The sequence below is a fragment of the Rhodococcus sp. BH5 genome (assembly GCF_027583855.1).
Taxonomy (GTDB): Bacteria; Actinomycetota; Actinomycetes; order Mycobacteriales; family Mycobacteriaceae; genus Rhodococcus_F; species Rhodococcus_F qingshengii.
The window spans coordinates 1,289,157-1,308,002 of record NZ_JAJHVW010000001.1 but is presented as its reverse complement, the minus strand read 5'-3'; the positions used below and the strand labels follow the sequence as shown (position 1 = coordinate 1,308,002).

At 63.2% G+C, this 18,846-nt stretch carries 17 protein-coding genes; 15 read left to right on the top strand and 2 right to left on the bottom strand.

The features are described from left to right. Positions 1-352: 352 nt before the first annotated feature. The 10 genes from eccCa to RhoBH5_RS05975 all read left to right on the top strand — a co-directional run bounded on the left by eccCa (position 353) and on the right by RhoBH5_RS05975 (position 11,314). A complete protein-coding gene (gene eccCa / locus RhoBH5_RS06020) occupies positions 353-4,357 on the top strand; it encodes a type VII secretion protein EccCa (RefSeq protein ID WP_050655862.1) in 4,005 nt (1,334 codons plus the stop codon). Continuing rightward, positions 4,354-5,856 carry a type VII secretion-associated protein gene (locus RhoBH5_RS06015; protein ID WP_050655861.1) on the top strand — a complete coding sequence of 501 codons (1,503 nt, stop codon included), beginning with the start codon at positions 4,354-4,356 and terminating at the stop codon, positions 5,854-5,856. Before eccCa ends, RhoBH5_RS06015 begins: the two co-directional genes overlap by 4 nt. Before the next feature lie 184 nt (positions 5,857-6,040). Continuing rightward, complete coding sequence (locus RhoBH5_RS06010; RefSeq protein WP_003940986.1) at positions 6,041-6,346, top strand: WXG100 family type VII secretion target; 306 nt, start codon at positions 6,041-6,043, stop codon at positions 6,344-6,346. 100 nt (positions 6,347-6,446) lie between these two features. Continuing rightward, positions 6,447-6,740, top strand: a complete 294-nt coding sequence (locus RhoBH5_RS06005; protein WP_042449746.1) for a WXG100 family type VII secretion target — start codon at positions 6,447-6,449, stop codon at positions 6,738-6,740. 290 nt (positions 6,741-7,030) lie between these two features. Then, a complete protein-coding gene (rplM, locus tag RhoBH5_RS06000; RefSeq protein WP_003940842.1) occupies positions 7,031-7,474 on the top strand; it encodes a 50S ribosomal protein L13 in 444 nt (147 codons plus the stop codon). Beyond that, complete coding sequence (gene rpsI, locus RhoBH5_RS05995) at positions 7,471-7,980, top strand: 30S ribosomal protein S9 (protein WP_007728596.1); 510 nt, start codon at positions 7,471-7,473, stop codon at positions 7,978-7,980. The genes rplM and rpsI overlap by 4 nt, the downstream gene beginning before the upstream one ends. A 154-nt stretch (positions 7,981-8,134) precedes the next feature. Further along, a complete protein-coding gene (glmM, locus tag RhoBH5_RS05990) occupies positions 8,135-9,472 on the top strand; it encodes a phosphoglucosamine mutase (protein WP_007728598.1) in 1,338 nt (445 codons plus the stop codon). A 110-nt stretch (positions 9,473-9,582) separates the two neighbouring features. Further along, on the top strand, positions 9,583-9,888 hold the full coding sequence (locus RhoBH5_RS05985) for a hypothetical protein (RefSeq protein WP_162114143.1): 306 nt from the start codon (positions 9,583-9,585) through the stop codon (positions 9,886-9,888). Next, positions 9,885-11,033, top strand: coding sequence for a hypothetical protein (locus RhoBH5_RS05980; protein ID WP_162114144.1), 1,149 nt, complete (start codon positions 9,885-9,887; stop codon positions 11,031-11,033). Before RhoBH5_RS05985 ends, RhoBH5_RS05980 begins: the two co-directional genes overlap by 4 nt. Beyond that, a complete protein-coding gene (locus RhoBH5_RS05975; RefSeq protein ID WP_003940907.1) occupies positions 11,030-11,314 on the top strand; it encodes a hypothetical protein in 285 nt (94 codons plus the stop codon). Before RhoBH5_RS05980 ends, RhoBH5_RS05975 begins: the two co-directional genes overlap by 4 nt. Here the strand turns inward: RhoBH5_RS05975 and RhoBH5_RS05970 are convergent. Continuing rightward, entirely contained in the window at positions 11,275-12,114 is an 840-nt protein-coding gene (locus tag RhoBH5_RS05970) for a poly(ethylene terephthalate) hydrolase family protein (RefSeq protein WP_003941000.1), read from the bottom strand. The genes RhoBH5_RS05975 and RhoBH5_RS05970 overlap by 40 nt on opposite strands. A gap of 112 nt (positions 12,115-12,226) precedes the next feature. On the opposite strand from RhoBH5_RS05970, the gene glmS reads away from it, so the two are divergent. Next, positions 12,227-14,089, top strand: coding sequence for a glutamine--fructose-6-phosphate transaminase (isomerizing) (glmS, locus tag RhoBH5_RS05965; protein ID WP_003940837.1), 1,863 nt, complete (start codon positions 12,227-12,229; stop codon positions 14,087-14,089). Between the two features lie 53 nt (positions 14,090-14,142). On the opposite strand, the gene RhoBH5_RS05960 is transcribed toward glmS, so the two are convergent. Next, positions 14,143-14,514 (bottom strand): plastocyanin/azurin family copper-binding protein, encoded by a 372-nt coding sequence (locus RhoBH5_RS05960; protein ID WP_003940908.1) that lies wholly within the window; start codon positions 14,512-14,514, stop codon positions 14,143-14,145. A gap of 38 nt (positions 14,515-14,552) precedes the next feature. On the opposite strand from RhoBH5_RS05960, the gene RhoBH5_RS05955 reads away from it, so the two are divergent. The 4 genes from RhoBH5_RS05955 to tsaE are packed head-to-tail and all read left to right on the top strand — an operon-like array spanning position 14,553 to position 18,774. Continuing rightward, positions 14,553-15,986: an NAD(P)H-hydrate dehydratase gene (locus tag RhoBH5_RS05955; protein ID WP_210378263.1), complete on the top strand. Its 1,434-nt coding sequence runs from the start codon at positions 14,553-14,555 to the stop codon at positions 15,984-15,986. Between the two features lie 55 nt (positions 15,987-16,041). Further along, positions 16,042-17,244, top strand: coding sequence for an alanine racemase (alr, locus tag RhoBH5_RS05950; RefSeq protein WP_007728606.1), 1,203 nt, complete (start codon positions 16,042-16,044; stop codon positions 17,242-17,244). Next, the gene (locus RhoBH5_RS05945; RefSeq protein ID WP_003940782.1) at positions 17,241-18,293 is read left to right on the top strand and encodes an alpha/beta fold hydrolase; all 1,053 of its coding nucleotides are present in this window, start codon (positions 17,241-17,243) and stop codon (positions 18,291-18,293) included. The genes alr and RhoBH5_RS05945 overlap by 4 nt, the downstream gene beginning before the upstream one ends. Next, positions 18,283-18,774 (top strand): tRNA (adenosine(37)-N6)-threonylcarbamoyltransferase complex ATPase subunit type 1 TsaE, encoded by a 492-nt coding sequence (gene tsaE / locus RhoBH5_RS05940; RefSeq protein ID WP_058226401.1) that lies wholly within the window; start codon positions 18,283-18,285, stop codon positions 18,772-18,774. Before RhoBH5_RS05945 ends, tsaE begins: the two co-directional genes overlap by 11 nt. The last annotated feature ends 72 nt before the right edge of the window (positions 18,775-18,846 follow it).

Genomic DNA, 18,846 nt, shown 5'->3' with positions numbered 1-18,846 from the left:
CGCAAGATCCACCTGCGAATGGGCTGAAAGTACCGTCAACCTGCACAGTTCGGCAGAATGACTCGCGCCTCGTCCGTTTCCGGTGTTCGCAGCGCTGGTTGTAGTGGTGCTGGTCAAGATCTGTCCCCTCCCATGACGCGATTCCCCCTTCGCGTCACCCCAGTTCACCCGAACAATACGACATGAACTGCGCGCCTGTATCGGAGACAGCGCCGACAACAGGTGGCACCGACCCGAGTGTCGGTGTTGTGATCTACTCTCTTGCAATTGCGCGAGTACGCCTTGGGGGGCCGGCGGTAGTCGGACGAGGCGTCTGGCGGCAACAGCTGCAGCACCGATGGGGGTGGGTGAATTGAGCACTGTCAGATTTGCGCGTCGAGCACGCCGTGAATCGCCGCGCACACCGGGCGGCGAGGTGACGCTTCAGCCCCCACCGGAGATACCTCGCGTCACGCCGGGAAACCTACTGACCAAACTACTTCCGGTGATCATGGTGGTTGCCATGATCGGCATGGTGGCGCTGATGTTCTCTTCCGGCATGGCGCGCAATCCGATGTCCCTGCTGTTTCCGGTCATGATGATGGTGTCGATGCTCGGAATGCTCGCCGGGGGCGGTCGTAGCGGTGGAGCAAGAGCGTCCGAAGCGAACGAGGACCGCAAGGACTACCTCCGGTACCTGGATCAGATGCGTAGTGATGTTGCTGCGACGACTGGTGCGCAGCGTGCTGCTCTCGAGTGGAGCAATCCCGAGCCGTCGCTGCTCTGGACACTGGCCGGGACTGTGCGGATGTGGGAGCGTCAGATCACCGACTCGGACTACTGCCACGTTCGGGTAGGTCTGGGTACACAGCGATTGGCCACCAGACTCGTGTCTCCGGAGACCGGGCCGGTCGAGGATCTCGAACCCGTCGCTGCTGTCTCACTTCGGCGATTCGTCCGTGCACATTCGGTTGTGCAGGACCTGCCGACCGCCGTCTCGCTTCGCGGATTTGCTGCGATGTCCATCGAGGGGCAGAGAGATTCCGCTCGTGCGCTTGTCCGCTCGATGTTGATGCAGCTGTGCACATTCCACGGTCCGGACACGCTCCAAGTTGCGGTGGTGTGCGGTCCCGATACCGAATCCGAGTGGGAGTGGGTCAAGTGGCTCCCACACGTGCAACACCCGCAGTCTCAGGACGGCACCGGCACTGCACGCATGGTGTTCGGTTCGTATCTCGAATTCGAAAGTTCCCTCGGGGAACCGCTTTCGATGCGTGCTCGATTCGCTCGCAACACTCCAGCCAGTGCGGGCGTTCCGCATCTCGTGCTGGTCGTGGACGGTGGCTTACTCGAAGGTGACACCGGCCTGTTGTCCGAATCCGGGCTCGACTCGGTGACCGTCCTCGACCTCTGCGGGTTCTGCCCGCGGCTGGTGGCGACGCGTGGGTTGCGACTGGTCGTCGGTAGCGATCAGATCGGCGCGGTGAGCAGCGCAGGAGTTGAGAACTTTGCGAGGCCCGACGCTGCGACGACGAGCCTGGCGCAGGCGTTCGGCCGTCGCATCGCACCGTTCCGTGCGGCATCGCAGAATGCCGTCGACGCAGCTGACGACGACCGATCCCTTCGGACGTGGAGCCAGATGTTGGGGATAGGAAACGTTGCGAGGTTCAATCCTGAGCATGGCTGGCTTCCACGTCAGGGGCGCGACCGACTCCGTGTGCCGATCGGTGTCGGACAAGACGGAAACCCCGTCGAACTGGATCTGAAGGAGTCGGCCGAGAACGGTATGGGTCCGCACGGGCTGTGTATCGGAGCCACCGGTTCTGGCAAGTCGGAGTTCCTGCGAACCTTGGTGCTCGGCCTGATCGCGACCCACTCTCCCGACGCACTGAACCTCGTCCTGATCGACTTCAAAGGCGGTGCAACCTTTCTCGGCCTCGAGGAGGCGCCGCACGTTGCTGCGATCATCACCAACCTTGCCGAGGAATTGGCGATGGTCGATCGTATGAAGGACGCGCTCGCCGGCGAAATGAATCGTCGACAAGAACTGTTGCGTGCGGCAGGAAACTTCGCAAACGTGTCCGATTACGAGAAGGCGAGGCTGGCCGGCGCTGCACTAGATCCCTTGCCGGCACTCTTCGTGGTTGTCGACGAGTTTTCCGAACTGCTCAGTCAGCAGCCGGAATTTGCCGAATTGTTCGTGGCCATCGGGCGATTGGGCAGGTCACTTCACATTCACCTGCTGCTGGCCAGTCAGCGACTCGACGAAGGAAAGCTCCGGGGTCTCGACAGCCATCTTTCGTATCGCGTCGGGTTGAAAACGTTCTCGGCGAACGAGTCTCGTTCCGTCCTCGGCGTTCCCGATGCTTATCACCTTCCGGGCACACCCGGTGCGGGATACCTGAAGTCCGATTCTGCTGAGATCGTTCGCTTCCAAGGTGCGTACGTGTCAGGCCCGTACGAGGGCGAGCGGATCGTGCCCACTCGATTCTCGGTCGATTCCCCCGTCGAACTGGCGCCGCTGCCGTTTACCGCGAAGCCCGTGATCGGACCAGAGGCCGTTGTCGTTCCCGTCGAGCCCGACGTCGTCGACATGGGTGAAATCGGTGACGATGCACGTACTCTCATGGGAGTCCTCGTAGACCGCATGCGCGGTCACGGTCCACGTGCGCATGAAGTGTGGCTCCCGCCGCTCGAGTCATCTCCGACGCTTGACCAGTTGTTGCCGCGGTGGGCGACCGGTGATCAACCTCGCGGAAATCTGAGCGCTCCCTTCGGCATAGTCGACAGGCCGTTCGATCAGCGCCGCGATCTACTCGTCGCCGATCTCAACGGATCGACTGGCAACCTCGCGATTGTCGGCGGCCCGCAGTCGGGAAAGTCGACGGCGTTGCGCACGTTGATCTTGTCTCTGAGCATGACGCACACGCCGGAACAGATTCAGTTCTACTGCCTCGACTTCGGCGGTGGAACGCTCCTCGGATTGAAAGATCTGCCGCACGTCGGATCGGTGGCAAACCGCTTGGATTCCGACCGCGTCCGGCGCACAGTTGCCGAGGTACTCGGTGTGGTCGCTAAACGGGAGCGACTGTTTCGTGACCTCGGCATCGAATCGATGGCCGATTTCCGTAGATTGCGAACAGCTGATCCCACCGGGGAAGGTGAGGCTGCGGGACTCCGAGAGGACCCGTACGGTGACGTCTTCCTCGTCGTCGACGGTTGGCCAAGCGTTCGTTCGGATTTCGAATCACTCGAGCCCCAGATCAACATGCTCGCCGGTCAAGGTTTGTCCTTCGGTGTACACGTGATCGTCACGACGTCGAGGTGGGCCGAGATCCGGCCGGCACTCAAGGATCAACTGGGTACTCGCATCGAACTTCGTTTGGGTGATCCGGGAGATTCGGATGCGGGTCGCCGGAAAGCCGGCCTGGTGCCGGAAGGTCGACCGGGTCGTGGCATCACTCGCGACGGACTCCACCTTCTCACCGGACTACCTCGAATCGACGGCCTACCGGGTAGTGAGAACTCGAGTACGGCTGTGGTGGCGACGGTTGAACGTATTGCAGCCATGTCGAATTCGCGTCCGGCACCCACCGTGCGGATGCTCCCGGATTTCTACTCGCGGGCAGAACTTCTCGAAGCTGTCGGGACCCGGTGGCCCTCAACGAGCGCGGCCGACGGTCGGTGCCTCACGGTGCCGATCGGGCTCGGTGAGACCGACCTCGCCCCGGTGTACATGGACTTCCGGGAACACCCGCACCTGTTGATATTCGGCGACACCGCGTGTGGGAAGACATCTCTCTTGCGTGGAATAGCCGAAGGGATCATCGCGTCGAACACACCGGCCCAGGCCAAGCTGATCATCGGTGACTATCGGCATTCCCTGCTGGGCGTGGTCGAAGGGAATCACCTCGGCGGGTACTCGGCGTCGTCGACGACCTTCGGTGAATTGATGGTCGACTTGGCTCGGATCGTCGCTGCCAGAATGCCGAACGCCGAAACAACGCAGCAGCAATTGCGGGAACGGTCGTGGTGGAGTGGGCCGGAGATTTACGTACTGATCGACGACTACGACCTTGTGGCCACACCGAGTGGAAATCCGGTGGCGCCGTTGCTCGAGTACATTCCGCACTCCAAGGACATCGGTTTGCACCTGGTTATTGCCCGCCGTTCCGGTGGTGCGGCCAGAGCACTGTACGAGCCGGTCATTGCGAGAATTCGCGACATGGCGCCGGCCGGATTGATCATGAGCGGAAGCCGTGACGAGGGAAATCTCGTCGGCACTGTCCGCGCGTCGGCGATGCCGGAAGGCCGTGGGGTCTACGTTTCCCGCTCGCAAACCCAACTTGTCCAAGTTCCGTGGATGCCACCGCTGTGACCGCTCCGTCCGCAGTGTCGGTCTCGTTACATTGGGGTGCATCGAATATCTGGGTCGTATCGGGTCAACGCGAATTCTGTTGCAGTGCAGACCTCCGACGCGAACCGGCGTCGGGCCCCGGTGCGGCCGGCGAGAATGCGATCGATTACATCGACGACGATTATGTCGACGTGGATGGTCGGGTTGTCCCGACAGTCTTGGAGGTGGCCAGGCTGATCTCCAGTGCGATGGACGGGTGCGGAATCGTCGACGCAGACATTCTTCATCTCAGTCATCCCTCGGATTGGGGTGCCCCACGCAGGCGGCGATTGCTCGATGCCGCACGTCGAGTGGCGCACGACGTCGTACTCGTTCCGACGTCGATCGCGGCGGCGAGGTCGGCTCATACGGCTTGGCGATCGCGGTGTGTCGTCCTCGAACTGCGAGGCGGAACGGTGGTCGCTTCTGTTGTCGCTGAGGTCGACGGTGAACTCCGAATCGACGGAACACAAAGTTCGGAGATCGCAGACGTTGCGGGGTTGTTTTCCGCAATCGGGGATCTATCGGTTCGGGACGCTGTGGTGTTGGTCGGGCCGAGCTCTCATGCTGTTGCGGCTTCGCTCGAACGGGGGTCGACGAATGTTCACGGCCACGCGAGCATCCGAATTCTGGACGAGAGCCGGGTGGCTGCGTCTCTGGTGGATCCTCAGACGCTCGTTCGCCAGACAACCGCGCGGGACAGTTCGGGACGAATTGTCGACAATTCGGCTTTCGGCGCCGGGTGGGTAGGCGATACGGATGGCGCGAAGTCGATTTCTGGCGCGGACTCGAATGCCTCTTCGCCGCGTCGCGTCGGCGGGCGGCGAAGAGGCCGTCGATGGTTCGCGGCGGCGCTTGCGGTGGTCGCCGTCGCCGGTGCGGTCGCAGCAACGGTCGTGGTGTCCACTCGCGATCGAGGCGATTCTCGGTTGGCGGGGTCGGTCGCAGCCACGGCGGAAGTCGAAGTCGAGATCGTGGAGGCGTCGAAAGAGCAGGAAACGCCTGCACCGAAGACTTCGATCTCGTCGATCGAGTCCGGGGCCACTCCGGAACTTACTCGTGTGGACGTGGGAAGCGTTGCGGCAGAATTGCCTTCCGATTGGAAGCTTCTGTCGCGAGGGACCTCGAGCGGGCGTACCGATTTGGTACCCGGTTCGGGTGCGGATCGCAAGATCGTGGTCATCGAGAAACGTCTTGCGGAAGGTGTGGGATTCGATTCCGTCGAAGCTGTTTTGCGTCAGCAGTTTTCGACGTTCGAGGACCCCTTGCGGTTCGCAGAGTTTGCTGTGCTCGACGATGCCGCAGGAAAACGGGCAGTGGTGTACGTCGAGTTTCCGGACGATTTCTCCGAGGTGCGTTGGCACGTATACGTCGACAACGGACGGCAAGTGAGTATCGGCTGCCAGTATCTGGTCGGTGAGTGGGGCAGTCTCGAAGCGGACTGCCTGCGGATGTGGCAGTCGGTCGAATTCACACCGTGACCGGATCGGTCGGTTCTGAAAATATTCTTCGGTCGGGCCGGAACCGTTGGTACGAAGGTCGCGTCAAAGTATGTGTAGCGCACATCAGGGAGTTCCGCTCGACCCCGGTGCACATCCGACGGACAAAGCCCGTTGTGTGTGATCGCCGATACCGAACGGTACTCACCGAATCCAGGGGGACGACATGGGCTTTACCGCAACTACCGCTGAATTGATCGATTCGGCGGGGACCATCGACGGACATCTCGGTGACATCAGGGGGCTGGTCAACGCTGTTCGGTCGGAGGCCGACGCTTCGCACAATTCGTGGAACGGTGCGGCGCAGGTCGAATACGCAGGAATCATGGAGCGATACAACAGCGCGGCCCTGAAGTTGGACACAGCTCTGACCGACATCTGCGAGCAGATCAAACAGGCCGCGGGAACCTTCGACTCGACCGAAGACGACAACGTCAGCTCGCTTCGCGGCGCGACGGTGAACATGTCCTGACCGCCAGCACTTCATCGTCCGGTCAAGCAATCCTCAGCCAGTAGTTCTCACAAGTTAGTTCTCACAAGTTCTCTCCAGTCACACCGAACCGGGAGCAGTTATGTCCGACAGGATCAAGTACGACTTCAGCGGCCTCGCAATGCTGTCCGATCAGATGAAACAGCAGGCCAAAGCGATCAACGACAAACAGGGCGACATCAAGGTTGTCGTGGACAAGCTGCAAGCAGGCTGGGAAGGGGCAGGTTCCGAAGCGTGGAACGACGCACAGCGTCGCTGGGCCCAGGCTTCCGAAGAACTGAACATGGTTCTCGCGCAGATCGCCGGAGCGACGGCGAGCGGCTCGGAGAAGATGCAGGAAGCTGATCGGATCGCCGCAAACGGGTTCGGTCGCTGACAACATCCCATGCCGTGATGACACCCCGCCTGCCCCGGTACCGTCAGGTTGCCGGGGCAGGCGCATGTCGATCGCTCGCGTCGCTGTGCTGGACGATGATGCTGTTGGCAGGAATGGCTGCGCTTTGACCTGGCAGCGGGTAGACCGGTATCGTCTATCGGTGGCGTGCCGTAGGGCTCCGGCAGAAATGCGTGGAGACCGGCGGTTCTCGGGTCTCAACTGGCCGCCGAGGATCGTTTACGCGATACGCACATGGTCAGCAGTGGAATGAATTAAGACGAGGAAGATCTGTGTCTACGTACACCCCGAAGGCCGGAGATGTGACCCACACGTGGCACGTCATCGACGCCACTGACGTGGTGCTCGGCCGTCTTGCCGTTCAGGCAGCGAACTTGCTGCGTGGCAAGCACAAGCCCACCTACGCGCCGCACATCGACGGTGGTGACTTCGTTGTCATCATCAACGCAGAGAAGGTTGCCATCAGCGGCAACAAGCTGCAGGGCAAGAATGTTTACCACCACTCCGGATTCCCGGGTGGCCTGAAGTCCCGCACTGTCGGTGAGGTCCTCGACAGGACTCCCGATCGTCTCGTCGAGAAGGCCATTGTCGGCATGCTCCCCAAGACGAAGCTCGGCCGCGCAATGAGTAGCAAGCTCAAGGTTTACGCGGGCCCGAATCACCCCCACACCGCGCAGCAGCCGGTGCCGTTCGAGATCAAGCAGGTCGCACAGTGACATCGCCGGAAGAGCAGAACGTGTCCGAAGAGAACATCGAAGCAGTGGAAGAGCTTGTCTCTGACGCAGTCGAGGTCGTCGAAGAGGTTGCTGCAGCTACGCTCGCACCGATCGTCCTCGATCGCCCGGTCCAGACCGTCGGTCGCCGCAAGGAGGCTGTCGTTCGCGTCCGGATGGCTCCCGGTACCGGTCAGTTCAAGCTCAACGGTCGTACGTTGGAGGACTACTTCCCCAACAAGGTTCACCAGCAGCTGATCAAGGCTCCGCTGGTGCTCGTCGAGCGTCCCGAGTCTTTCGACATCATTGCACTGCTGCACGGTGGCGGCCCGTCCGGTCAGGCAGGCGCACTGCGTCTGGCTATCGCGCGCGCACTCATCGAGGTAACCCCTGATGATCGTCCGGCCCTCAAGCGTGCAGGCTTCCTGACGCGTGACGCCCGCGCGGTCGAGCGTAAGAAGTACGGCCTGAAGAAGGCCCGTAAGGCATCGCAGTACTCCAAGCGCTGATGCTTTGCCGAGGTTGACCCGACGGGTCTGCTTCGGCACCTGTTCACCACAAGAGCGGGCGTCCATCGTTACCGGACGCTCGCTCTTGTGTTTCTCGGAGAAATTCCCTTCTCGAGTTCCCTTCTCGAGGTTCACAGGATTCAGGAGTCGTTCTATGGGTCGGTTGTTCGGTACTGACGGTGTTCGTGGACTTGCCAATTCGGATCTGACTGCAGATCTTGCATTGAGATTGGCAGTTGCCGCGGCGAGCGTACTGACAGCCGATACCGCGGACGAACGTCCGACCGCCGTGATCGGCCGCGATCCTCGCGCCAGCGGTGAGATGCTTCAAGCCGCGGTGACCGCAGGATTGAGTTCCGCGGGTGTCGACGTGCTCGACGTGGGTGTTCTTCCGACTCCGGCAGTTGCATACTTGACGGCAAAGCTCGACGCCAGTCTCGGTGTCATGATCTCTGCATCGCATAATCCCATGCCGGACAACGGAATCAAGATTTTCGCAGCCGGTGGACACAAGCTCGATGATGCTGTCGAGGTGGCGATCGAGGATGCACTCGACGGCACTGCACCGCCCGTCCTACCGACAGGTGCCGGGATCGGCCGCGTCCGTACGGTCGACGACGCCGCTCAGCTGTACCTTGCGCATCTGGCGAGCGCGGCGAGCGAGCCACTCGCTGGACTCACCGTTGTGGTCGACTGCGCCAACGGCGCTGCTTCCGCGCTCGCACCGGTTGCCTACGCGGCAGCTGGCGCTCGCGTCATCGCGATCAGCGCCGATCCCGACGGCCTCAACATCAACGACGGCTGCGGATCGACGCACCTGGAGAATCTTCAGAAAGCCGTAGTCGATCACGGGGCGGACCTAGGCCTCGCGCACGACGGCGACGCCGACCGTTGCCTGGCCGTCGACGAGACCGGAGCGGTGGTCGACGGTGACGCGATCATGGCAGTTCTGGCGATCGCGATGAACGACGCCGGCGAGTTGGTCGAGAACACTCTCGTCGCGACTGTCATGAGCAATCTCGGTTTGCACATCGCGATGCGCGAGGCCGGTATCAACATCGTGACTGCTGCCGTAGGCGACCGCTACGTCTTGGAGGAACTGCGCGCGGGCGGATACAGCCTCGGCGGCGAGCAGTCAGGCCATGTCGTGTTGCCGGCGTTCGGCACCACGGGCGATGGGATTCTCACCGGCCTCCGGCTGCTCGGACGCATGGCTCGCACGGGTAAGTCGGCATCCGCACTGGCCGCAACGATGACAACCCTCCCGCAGGTTCTGATCAACGTGAAGGTCGGGGACAAGGCGACAGTCGCAGCATCGCCGTCGGTACTCGCAGCAGTCGCGGACGCAGAGCGCGTCCTCGGTGACGGTGGTCGCGTGCTCCTGCGCCCGTCCGGGACAGAGCAACTGGTCCGCGTCATGGTCGAGGCCACCGAACTTCCGCTCGCGCAGAAGCTGGCCGACGAGTTGGCCGAGATCGTCGGTTCGGTTTAGCCCCTCATTACGCGTTCGCGTTTTGAGGGAACGTAATTGCGCCCTGCTGCGTCCAAGGAGTCAAAGGCCGCTCGACGTGCGAGTGGTTCCGCTGAAACTTGGGGGCGCTCGTGGATGTCGACCGCGCTGGAACAGATGAATTGGCACGCCAAGCGGTGTCGGTGGCCCAGGCTCTGCGCGATTCTGCGGACCCGATCAGGCGTCTGCGATTCAGCGGTGCCGTTTCGGGCCGTGATTACGCCGAGCATGGAGCCGCGTTGGCATCGGCATTGGCGGTCCTGAATTCACGCTTGACGGGGCGTGCCGATCTTCTCGATACGTTGGCGCCTCGGCTTTCCTCTTCGGCTGAGGTGATCGCTGAGGTGGACGATCAGGGTGCGCGGCGATTGCGAGACTCCAGCGGGTCGGTCTCATGAGACCGACGAGCGGTACCGCACAGGCAGTACCAAACAGCTACTATTGCGTCGAAGATATTCTTGCACTGCGTGATTCACGCGTGCGTCCCGACGAAATCCTGGATGCTGGTGCGAGGGGACTACAGTTCTTCGATCGATTTCACGACCTGGCCTCTCGGTTGGGCTTCGAAGAACGGATGCTTTCGTCCTACGAGGATGCGTATCGCGCAGAGGCCGGTATCGATTTCGAGGCACTAATGCGAGATGCGTCGGACATGGCCGCAGCGGTGGACGGTTCGGTCGCCGAGATCGCGATGCTGACGACCCTGGCGGAGAATCTTCCTTCAGTGTGGAATGTTTCCGGCGTGGGTGCGGTCGTAGATCAGGCCTTCGCGGCGCGGCGTGAAGCTCGGTCCGATGCGGATTCGGCGCCACTGTTGATCACGCTGGCCGACGAGTTCGCGCGGACGGTTCGAACGGCTTTGGCAGACAAGGCTTTCAAGGTGGCAAGCCTCGACCGGGCGACGATCGGCGGTCTGGGTGCGGGGGAGATCGACCAGCTGACTCACGTCGCTTCCACCGGTCGTGGTGCGGCGCCATGGCTGGACACGGTTTTTCGTTCGGCGTATCTCGATACTCGCGATGAATTCGACAGGGCGTGTGCGGAGTGCGCGAGCGCGGTTGGTCATGCTTTTGACGCCGCGACCCAGTGGGTGACAGACGCGTTCACGTCAACCTTTCCGATCGCCGAGCCGAGTGCATCAGGTGTCGCCGCCGCTCCTGTCTCTTTCTCGATCGGCGGCAACACTTGGGGCTTCTCGATTGCGTCCGACGGTCGTGGGGTGAGTCTGGATGTTGCAGGTGCTGACGGGAACTCTGTGTCGGCCACCCTGGAGTTGAGCGAAAATGGTTGGCCGAGAATAGTGCTCGATGCCGATCCGGAGATGTCGCTGCACGAGGCGCGCCCGCAAGAAGCGTCCCAGCCTGCGACACTCCAGCCCGAAACTCCCGACCCTGAGATTCGCGAGCACGAGGTGCCGGTTGAATCCAACGCCGAGTTCTCGCCCGCGCCGGACCCGGAGCCGCCTTACACAGTCCCCGACGAGTCGATCGTGGCTCCCGACGGAGAGACGGGCGCTGAGTTGGCCGGAGCTGGTCCGCTGTGAAGTCCGTTCACGCGCCGTTCGAAGCGATCCGTCGAACCCTCGATTCTCAACTCGACGACTTCCGTGAGCGCAGAGTGGCCGCAGCGAGCGCGGAATCGCACCAGGAGCCGCCGTCCGAAACGACATCCGCCGAGAATGACACGGATGGGCCGGTCAGGTCCGGCCCGTATCTGCGATCCGCGTCAGAGCCGACGCCGACGCCGCCGTGCTCGCCGCCGGAGTCGGTGGCGAGTACGGACTCCTACTTACGCAACAGCTGGCTGGCCCGCGCGTCGGAGTGAGGTTCGACCGGCAGCAACGGCGCCGTGTGCGGAATCTCGACGTCGGGATCAGCAAAATCCTTGTACTTCTTGTCGCCGGTCAGATGGAACAACAGGAAGCCCGTGAGCAGGCACCGTGTGGCGGCCTGCGTCTTGCGCTCCGATCCACCGAGGCCCAGGGCGCCGAGGAGTCGGCGGCCTTCGATCAGTCCGGCGTCTTGGGCGTCATTCACGGTACGTGCGATGACAGGACCGCCCCACTCCACGCTCAGCGGCCGGGCATTGCTGGTCAAGGAATCGACGTCGTCTTCGCCGGCGAGGATCAATCCGGGCGCTGTGATCTTCGACGCGTAGTTCTCCGCCTTGGGTGCTGTCGGGGCCGGGAACAGTGCGGCTACCGCACCGACATCCCCGCGCTGCGCTGCGGCCAGTACCGCAGCGCCCGCGCCCATGCCGTGACCGGCAAAGGCGACCCGATCGGGTTGGACGCTGATCTGTCCGGGGCCGAGTCGCACGCCGACGCAGATGTCGAGCGTCGCTCGAAGATCTGCAGCCAATCCGAGATGTGACGGGACCGGACCGCGTTCGCTGTCGGGCGCCGCTGCGACAATTCCCCAGGAAGCGAGGTGCTGGAGTGTCTGCTCGTACTTGTGGGACCCGACCATCCACCCGTGCGCGAAGGCAACGGCGGGGAGATTGAAACCGGTTTCCGGCGTGTACACGACACCCGGCTGTCCGGCCAGGGCGAGGTTGCCGCGGAGAACTCGGTGCGGGCCGCGCTTGGACAGCTCACGGGTCAGTGTCTTCAGTTTCGGTGCCACGGTTGAAGACGTTATCCGATGAGCCGCCTCGTGTATGCGGAGCGGACGCTGCAACCAGGTGCGGGAACCGCAAAATGCGCCCACCGCCGATGTCCAAGTACCCTGAGTCACCATGTGCGGAATCGTGGGATACGTCGGCCACCGCCCAGCTCTGGGCGTTGTGGTGGAGGCTTTGCGACGAATGGAGTATCGCGGGTACGACTCGTCGGGAATCGCGATTCTCGACGGAACCGGTGGGGTCGAGATCGAGCGTAAGGCCGGTAAGTTGGCCAACCTCGAGGCGGAGCTCGGCGAGTACGGTGCGGATCACTTCGTCGGTACGTCCGGTATGGGCCATACCCGTTGGGCGACGCATGGGCGTCCGACGGACCGCAATGCGCACCCGCATCGTGATGCCTCGGGCAAGCTGGCTGTCGTTCACAACGGAATCATCGAGAATTTTGCCCCGCTGCGTGCGGAGCTCGAGGCTGCAGGCGTCGAACTGCAGAGCGACACGGATTCCGAGGTCGCGGTTCACCTCGTCGCCCGGGCGTACGCCCAGGGGCCGACGGCAGGTGATTTCATCGAGAGTGCGCTGTCGGTGGTTCGTCGGTTGGAAGGTGCGTTCACGCTCGTCTTCACGCACGCTGATCATGCGGACACGATTGTCGCCGCGCGCCGCTCGACACCGCTCGTAGTCGGTGTCGGTGAGGGCGAGATGTTCCTCGGCTCCGACGTCGCTGCATTCATCGAGCACACACGCGATGCGGTTGAACTCGGACAGGATCAGGCAGTGGTGATCACTGCCGACAGCTACCGGATCTCCGACTTCGCGGGTAACGAGGCAGAAGGACGCCCGTTCCGCATCGACTGGGATCTCGCGGCCGCCGAAAAGGGTGGTCACGATTACTTCATGCTCAAGGAGATCGAAGAGCAGCCGACCGCTGTCGCCGACACGCTCCTCGGCCACTTCGAGAACGGGAAGATCGTCCTCGACGAGCAGCGGTTGTCCGATCAGGAACTGCGCGACGTCGACAAGGTGTTCGTTGTCGCTTGCGGTAGCGCTTACCACTCCGGTCTGTTGGCGAAGTACGCGATCGAGCATTGGACGCGTCTACCTGTCGAGGTCGAACTCGCCAGCGAATTCCGTTACCGCGACCCGGTTCTCGATCGCTCGACGCTTGTTGTCGCAATCTCGCAGTCGGGGGAAACGGCCGATACGCTCGAGGCTGTCAAGCACGCCAAGGACCAGAAGGCACGCGTCCTGGCGATCTGCAACACCAACGGTGCACAGATCCCGCGTGAAGCCGACGCAGTTCTCTACACGCGGGCAGGACCGGAAATCGCGGTCGCGTCCACCAAGGCGTTCCTGGCGCAGGTGACCGCGAACTACCTCGTCGGTTTGGCTTTGGCGCAGGCTCGCGGAACCAAGTATCCGGACGAGGTCGCCCGCGAGTACGCCGACCTCGAAGCGATGCCCGCATTGGTCAGCAAGGTGCTCGAGACGGCAGAACCGGTGCGCGCGTTGGCGCGCCAGTTCGCGCACGCGTCGACCGTGCTGTTCCTGGGGCGTCACGTCGGCTACCCGGTGGCGCTCGAGGGTGCGCTCAAGCTCAAGGAGCTTGCGTACATGCACGCCGAGGGCTTTGCCGCCGGTGAGCTCAAGCACGGCCCGATCGCCTTGATCGAGGAGGACCTTCCGGTCATCATCGTCATGCCGTCGCCGCAGGGCCGCGCTGTCCTGCACTCGAAGTTGGTGTCCAACATTCAGGAGATCAAGGCGCGCGGGGCGACGACTATCGTCATCGCTGAGGAAGGCGACACCGTCGCCGCGGCGCACGCGGATCACCTGATCGAGATTCCGGCGTCACCGACTCTGCTGCAGCCGTTGCTGTCCACGGTTCCGTTGCAGATCTTTGCGGCCGAGGTTGCCGCGGCGCGTGGCTATGACGTCGACAAGCCGCGTAACCTGGCGAAATCGGTTACGGTCGAGTAGCTTTCGCTAGAAAATCGGGCCCCGCAGTCGCAAGACTGTGGGGCCCGAGCGCGTTACGGCGTCTCGACGACGACGGTTCCGCGCATCTCGGGATGCGGTGTGCAGGTGTAGTCGTAGGTTCCGGGTTCGGTGAACGTGTAGGTGTAGGTTCCCGATTTCTTGAGCGGACTGCGGAGTTTGCCCTTGGCGTCCCCGAGGCCGTTGACGTCGTGGGCCATTCCGTTGTCGTCGAACACCCACGTGACCGTCTCGCCGACATTCACGGTGATGGACGCGGGGGAGTACGCCATCCCGGAGATGGTCACCACGGGTCCGCTGGCCGTCGTTTCCGGAGCCGGTGGTGTGGAGTCGGTGCCGGAACTGCACCCGACCAGACCGAGAGCGAGCACGAGACCCGCGATTGCCGGGCGAAGACGTGATTTCATGGTTTCGAGGGTAGCGACGGCAACTGAAGGGTTCCGACATGCGTGGGTACTACACAGCCGATCAGGTGCGAGCAGCTGAGGCGCCGCTGCTCGACAAGCTGCCCGACGGGGTGCTGATGCGTCGAGCGGCGTACGGTCTTGCGCGAGTAGTCGCGGACGAATTGCGTTCCCGTACAGGGTCGGTCGCGCATCGGTCGGTGACGCTTCTGGTCGGTACGGGCGACAACGGCGGTGATGCCCTGTGGGCCGGTGCGTTGCTCCGCAAACGAGGTGTGAGCGTGCGGGCCGTGTTGCTCGATCCGGCGCGCGCTCATCGGGCGGGCCTCGATGCTCTCTTGACGGCCGGCGGCCGAGTCGCCGCCGAAGTCGGGTCGCCGGATCTGGTGATCGACGGCATCGTCGGGATTTCCGGGCACGGCGGTCTACGGCCTGACGCGGCCGATCTCGTCGGCCAGGTGGATGCACCGATCGTGGCGGTCGATCTTCCGAGCGGCGTCGACGCGAACACCGGCGCAGTGGACGGCCCGTCGGTGACCGCTGATGTGACGGTCACATTCGGTGCGCTCAAGCCGGTACATGTACTCGCGGCTCCGCTGTGTGGTCGTGTCGAACTCGTGGACATCGGATTGAGCGTCGGCGAACCCGAATTCGGTTCGCTCGATCCGGCGGAGGTCGGTGCGCTGTGGCCGGTGCCCGGTCCGGAGGACGACAAGTATTCGCAGGGTGTGGTGGGCATCGTTGCGGGAAGTGAGCAGTATCCCGGCGCGGGCGTGCTCTGTACCGGTGCCGCGGTGACCGCGACCGCCGGCCTGGTCCGCTACGCCGGGCACGGCGCCACCGAGGTGCTCGCCCGGTTCCCGGAGGTGATTGCGAGTGAGACCTTCCAAGCCGCCGGGCGAGTTCAGGCGTGGGTGGTCGGCCCCGGTATGGGTACCGACGACGACGCCGCGCGACTTCTGGCGTCGGTGCTGGCTACTGATGTACCCGTTGTTGTCGATGCGGACGGACTTACCCTCCTCGCTCAGCGTCCCGAACTTGTCGCAGCCCGGACCGCGCCGACACTGTTGACGCCCCACGCCGGCGAGTTCGCTCGATTCACAACTCTTGGCGACGACAGGATCGCGGCCACGCGTGCTCTTGCCGCACGCCTCGGAGTCACGGTCCTGCTGAAGGGCCATACGACGGTGATCTCGGATCCCGGCGGTGAGGTGCTGGTCAACGACGCCGGCGGCTCCTGGGCATCGACGGCAGGTTCGGGTGACATCCTCTCCGGTGTGATCGGTGCGTTGCTGGCGGCGGGTCTGAGCCCTCTCGAAGCCGGGGCCGTCGGGGCGCGGGCTCACGCGTTGGCTGCGAACATCGCCGCTGCCGGCGGTCAGAGCGATGTCGCCGGAGCACCGATTTCGGCTTCACCCCTGCTGGGAGGTCTGCGGGAATCGGTGCGTGTGCTTCGCTCTTTTGCCCTCGATTGAGGGTGTTCAAACCCGAACACGTGTCCGATTCTGCGTGGGTGGCAGGATTGTCGCCATGACGCTTGCCCAGGGAAGAGCACCGAAGGAGCCTGCGGAGGGGAAGGCGAGCCGACTCGACGACGCAGTAGGGCCGCAGACGGAGGCAGTCGTCGATCTGGACGCGATCGCGCACAACGTGCGTGTTCTGCGTGAATTTGCCGGGGATGCAGCGTTGATGGCGGTCATCAAGGCGGACGGATACAACCACGGCGCAGTTGCGGTGGCGCGGACGGCGCTCTCGGCGGGAGCCCGGGAACTCGGCGTCACCACCATCGCGGAGGCACTGGTCCTTCGCGAGGCAGGCATCACCGCTCCCGTTCTTGCCTGGCTGCACGGCGTCGACGCCGATTTCGCCTCGGCGATCCGATCGGACGTCGAGATCGGCGTGTCCTCCCCGCGACACCTGGCCGCTGTCGTCGACGCGGCACGGGTTCTGGGACAAAAGGCGATGGTGACGCTCAAGGTGGACACCGGTCTCAATCGCAACGGCGTATCGAGAACCGAGTGGCCGCAGATGCTCGACGACCTCGCCACTGCGCGGGACGAGGGCACGATCAGGCTGCGCGGAGTGTTCTCTCACCTCGCGCACTCGGACGAACCGCATCACGACGTCATCGACATGCAGAAGCAGCGTTTGATCGACGCGGTTGCCGACGTCCGCGCTCGCGGATTCGACCCCGAAGTCGTTCATCTTTCCAACTCCGCTGCTACAGTCACCCGTCCTGACCTGCGGTTTGACATGGTTCGGCCCGGAATCGCGATATATGGATTGTCTCCGGTGCCCGAACTCGGAGATTTCGGTTTACGACCGGCGATGACGCTGCGAGCGAAGGTGATTCTGGTGAAGAAGGTAGCCGCCGGAGAGGGCGTCTCCTACGGGCATCAGTGGGTCGCACCGCACGACACCACTCTTGCGCTGCTTCCCGTCGGCTACGCCGACGGTTTGTCTCGCTCACTGAGTGGCAAGTTCGAAGTGCAGTTGGGCGGTAAGCGTCGCCAGGCTGTCGGGCGAATCTGCATGGACCAGGTATTGGTGGACCTGGGTCCGGACGGTGACGGAGTTCGCGAAGGCGACACCGCGATCTTCTTCGGCAACGGCGATCACGGCGAACCCAACGCGCAGGCCTGGGCCGACGTACTCGACACCATTCACTACGAGGTCGTGACCGGGATACGTGGACGCACTGTGCGTACGTACATCGGGGGAGAGACGTCATGAAGACTGCAGGAAAGATGAGCATTCTCGGTGGCCTGCTCAGCGCCGTGGCGCTCGGCTCGATGGCCGGCGTGAACGCATTCAAGACCGCGACGCGTCCGGGCCGGGAAATCTACGCGGACGAGGATTTCGACCTCATGACGCGCGACCGCAAGAGCACGGTGCGCACCGAGGACGGTGTCGAGCTGGCAGTTCGCGAAGTGGGACCGGACGACGCTCCGCTGACGGTCGTTTTCGTGCACGGATACTGCCTGAGTGCGCTGTCCTGGCATTTCCAGCGCCGCCAGCTCGAAGAGCGATGGGGCAACAAGGTTCGCATGGTGTTCTACGACCAGCGCGGACACGGAGACTCGGGCATGCCGCGTTCGAAGAGTTGTACGGTTTCTCAGCTCGGCCGCGACCTCGCGACCGTCGTCGAGGCCAAGGTACCCAAGGGGCCGATAGTTCTCGTCGGTCACTCGATGGGCGGCATGACGGTACTCGCGCTCGCCGGTCAGCGACCCGAATGGTTCGAGGGCCGAGTCATCGGCGTGGGGCTGGTCGCGACGACGGCGGCAGGCCTGGCCGAGACCGGCCTGACCCGCAATCTGCAGAATCCGATCATCGACGGATTCCGGTTGGCAGTGCGCACCTCACCAGGAGTAGTTCAGCATGCCCGGGGCGCTGCGCGAGTATTGATCACGCCGATCCTGCGTGCGGCCTCGTACGGCACCGATGTCAGCCCACGGCTGCATGAACTCTCGGACGGCATGCTCGACCGCACCTCGGTTGTGACCATCGTCAATTTCCTGCGGACGTTGGAACTGCACGACGAGTCCGCTTCTCTCGAGGTCCTCGCGCACACACCGGCAGTCGTGATCTGCGGCGATCAAGACATGATGATTCCGTTCATCAGCTCCAAGCGTCTCGCTGCCGATCTCCCCGAGTCCGAACTCGTGCGAGTTCACGGGGCCGGCCATCTGGTGCAGCTCGAGTTCCCGGCGATCGTGACGGACGCAATCGACAAGTTGGTGCAGCGAGCGCAGGTAGAAGAGCGGTCCGATGTCGGCTGAGAACTCCACGGGACTTCCCGTGTCCGGACAGATCACGTTGGAAACGGCCGAGGATACCGAGGCTTTCGGCCGACGCTTGGCGGCGGGACTTGTTGCCGGCGACCTGGTGGTGCTGGACGGTCCACTCGGGGCAGGCAAGACCGCGTTGACGCGCGGAATCGGCGCCGGGCTCGGGGTGCAGGGCCGGGTGACGTCCCCGACGTTCGTCATCGCTCGTGAGCATCGTCCGGGCACCCGCCCTGGCGGCGGAGTTCCCGTCGGCATGATCCACGTCGACGCATACCGGCTGGGAGACAGCGGACCGCATGCGCTCGACGAACTCGATGCCCTCGACCTCGACACCGACCTCACCGATGCAGTGGTGGTGGTCGAATGGGGTGGTGACGTCGTGGAAAGGCTCGTCGAACGGCACCTGCGAGTGCAGCTTCATCGGGAACCCGAATCGGATGTGCGGACTGCGAGTTGGTCCTGGACGACGTGAAACGGAGTTTGGTGTCACAGACGTCGTGAAACGGAGTTTGGTGTCACAGACGTCGTGAAACGGAGTTTGGTG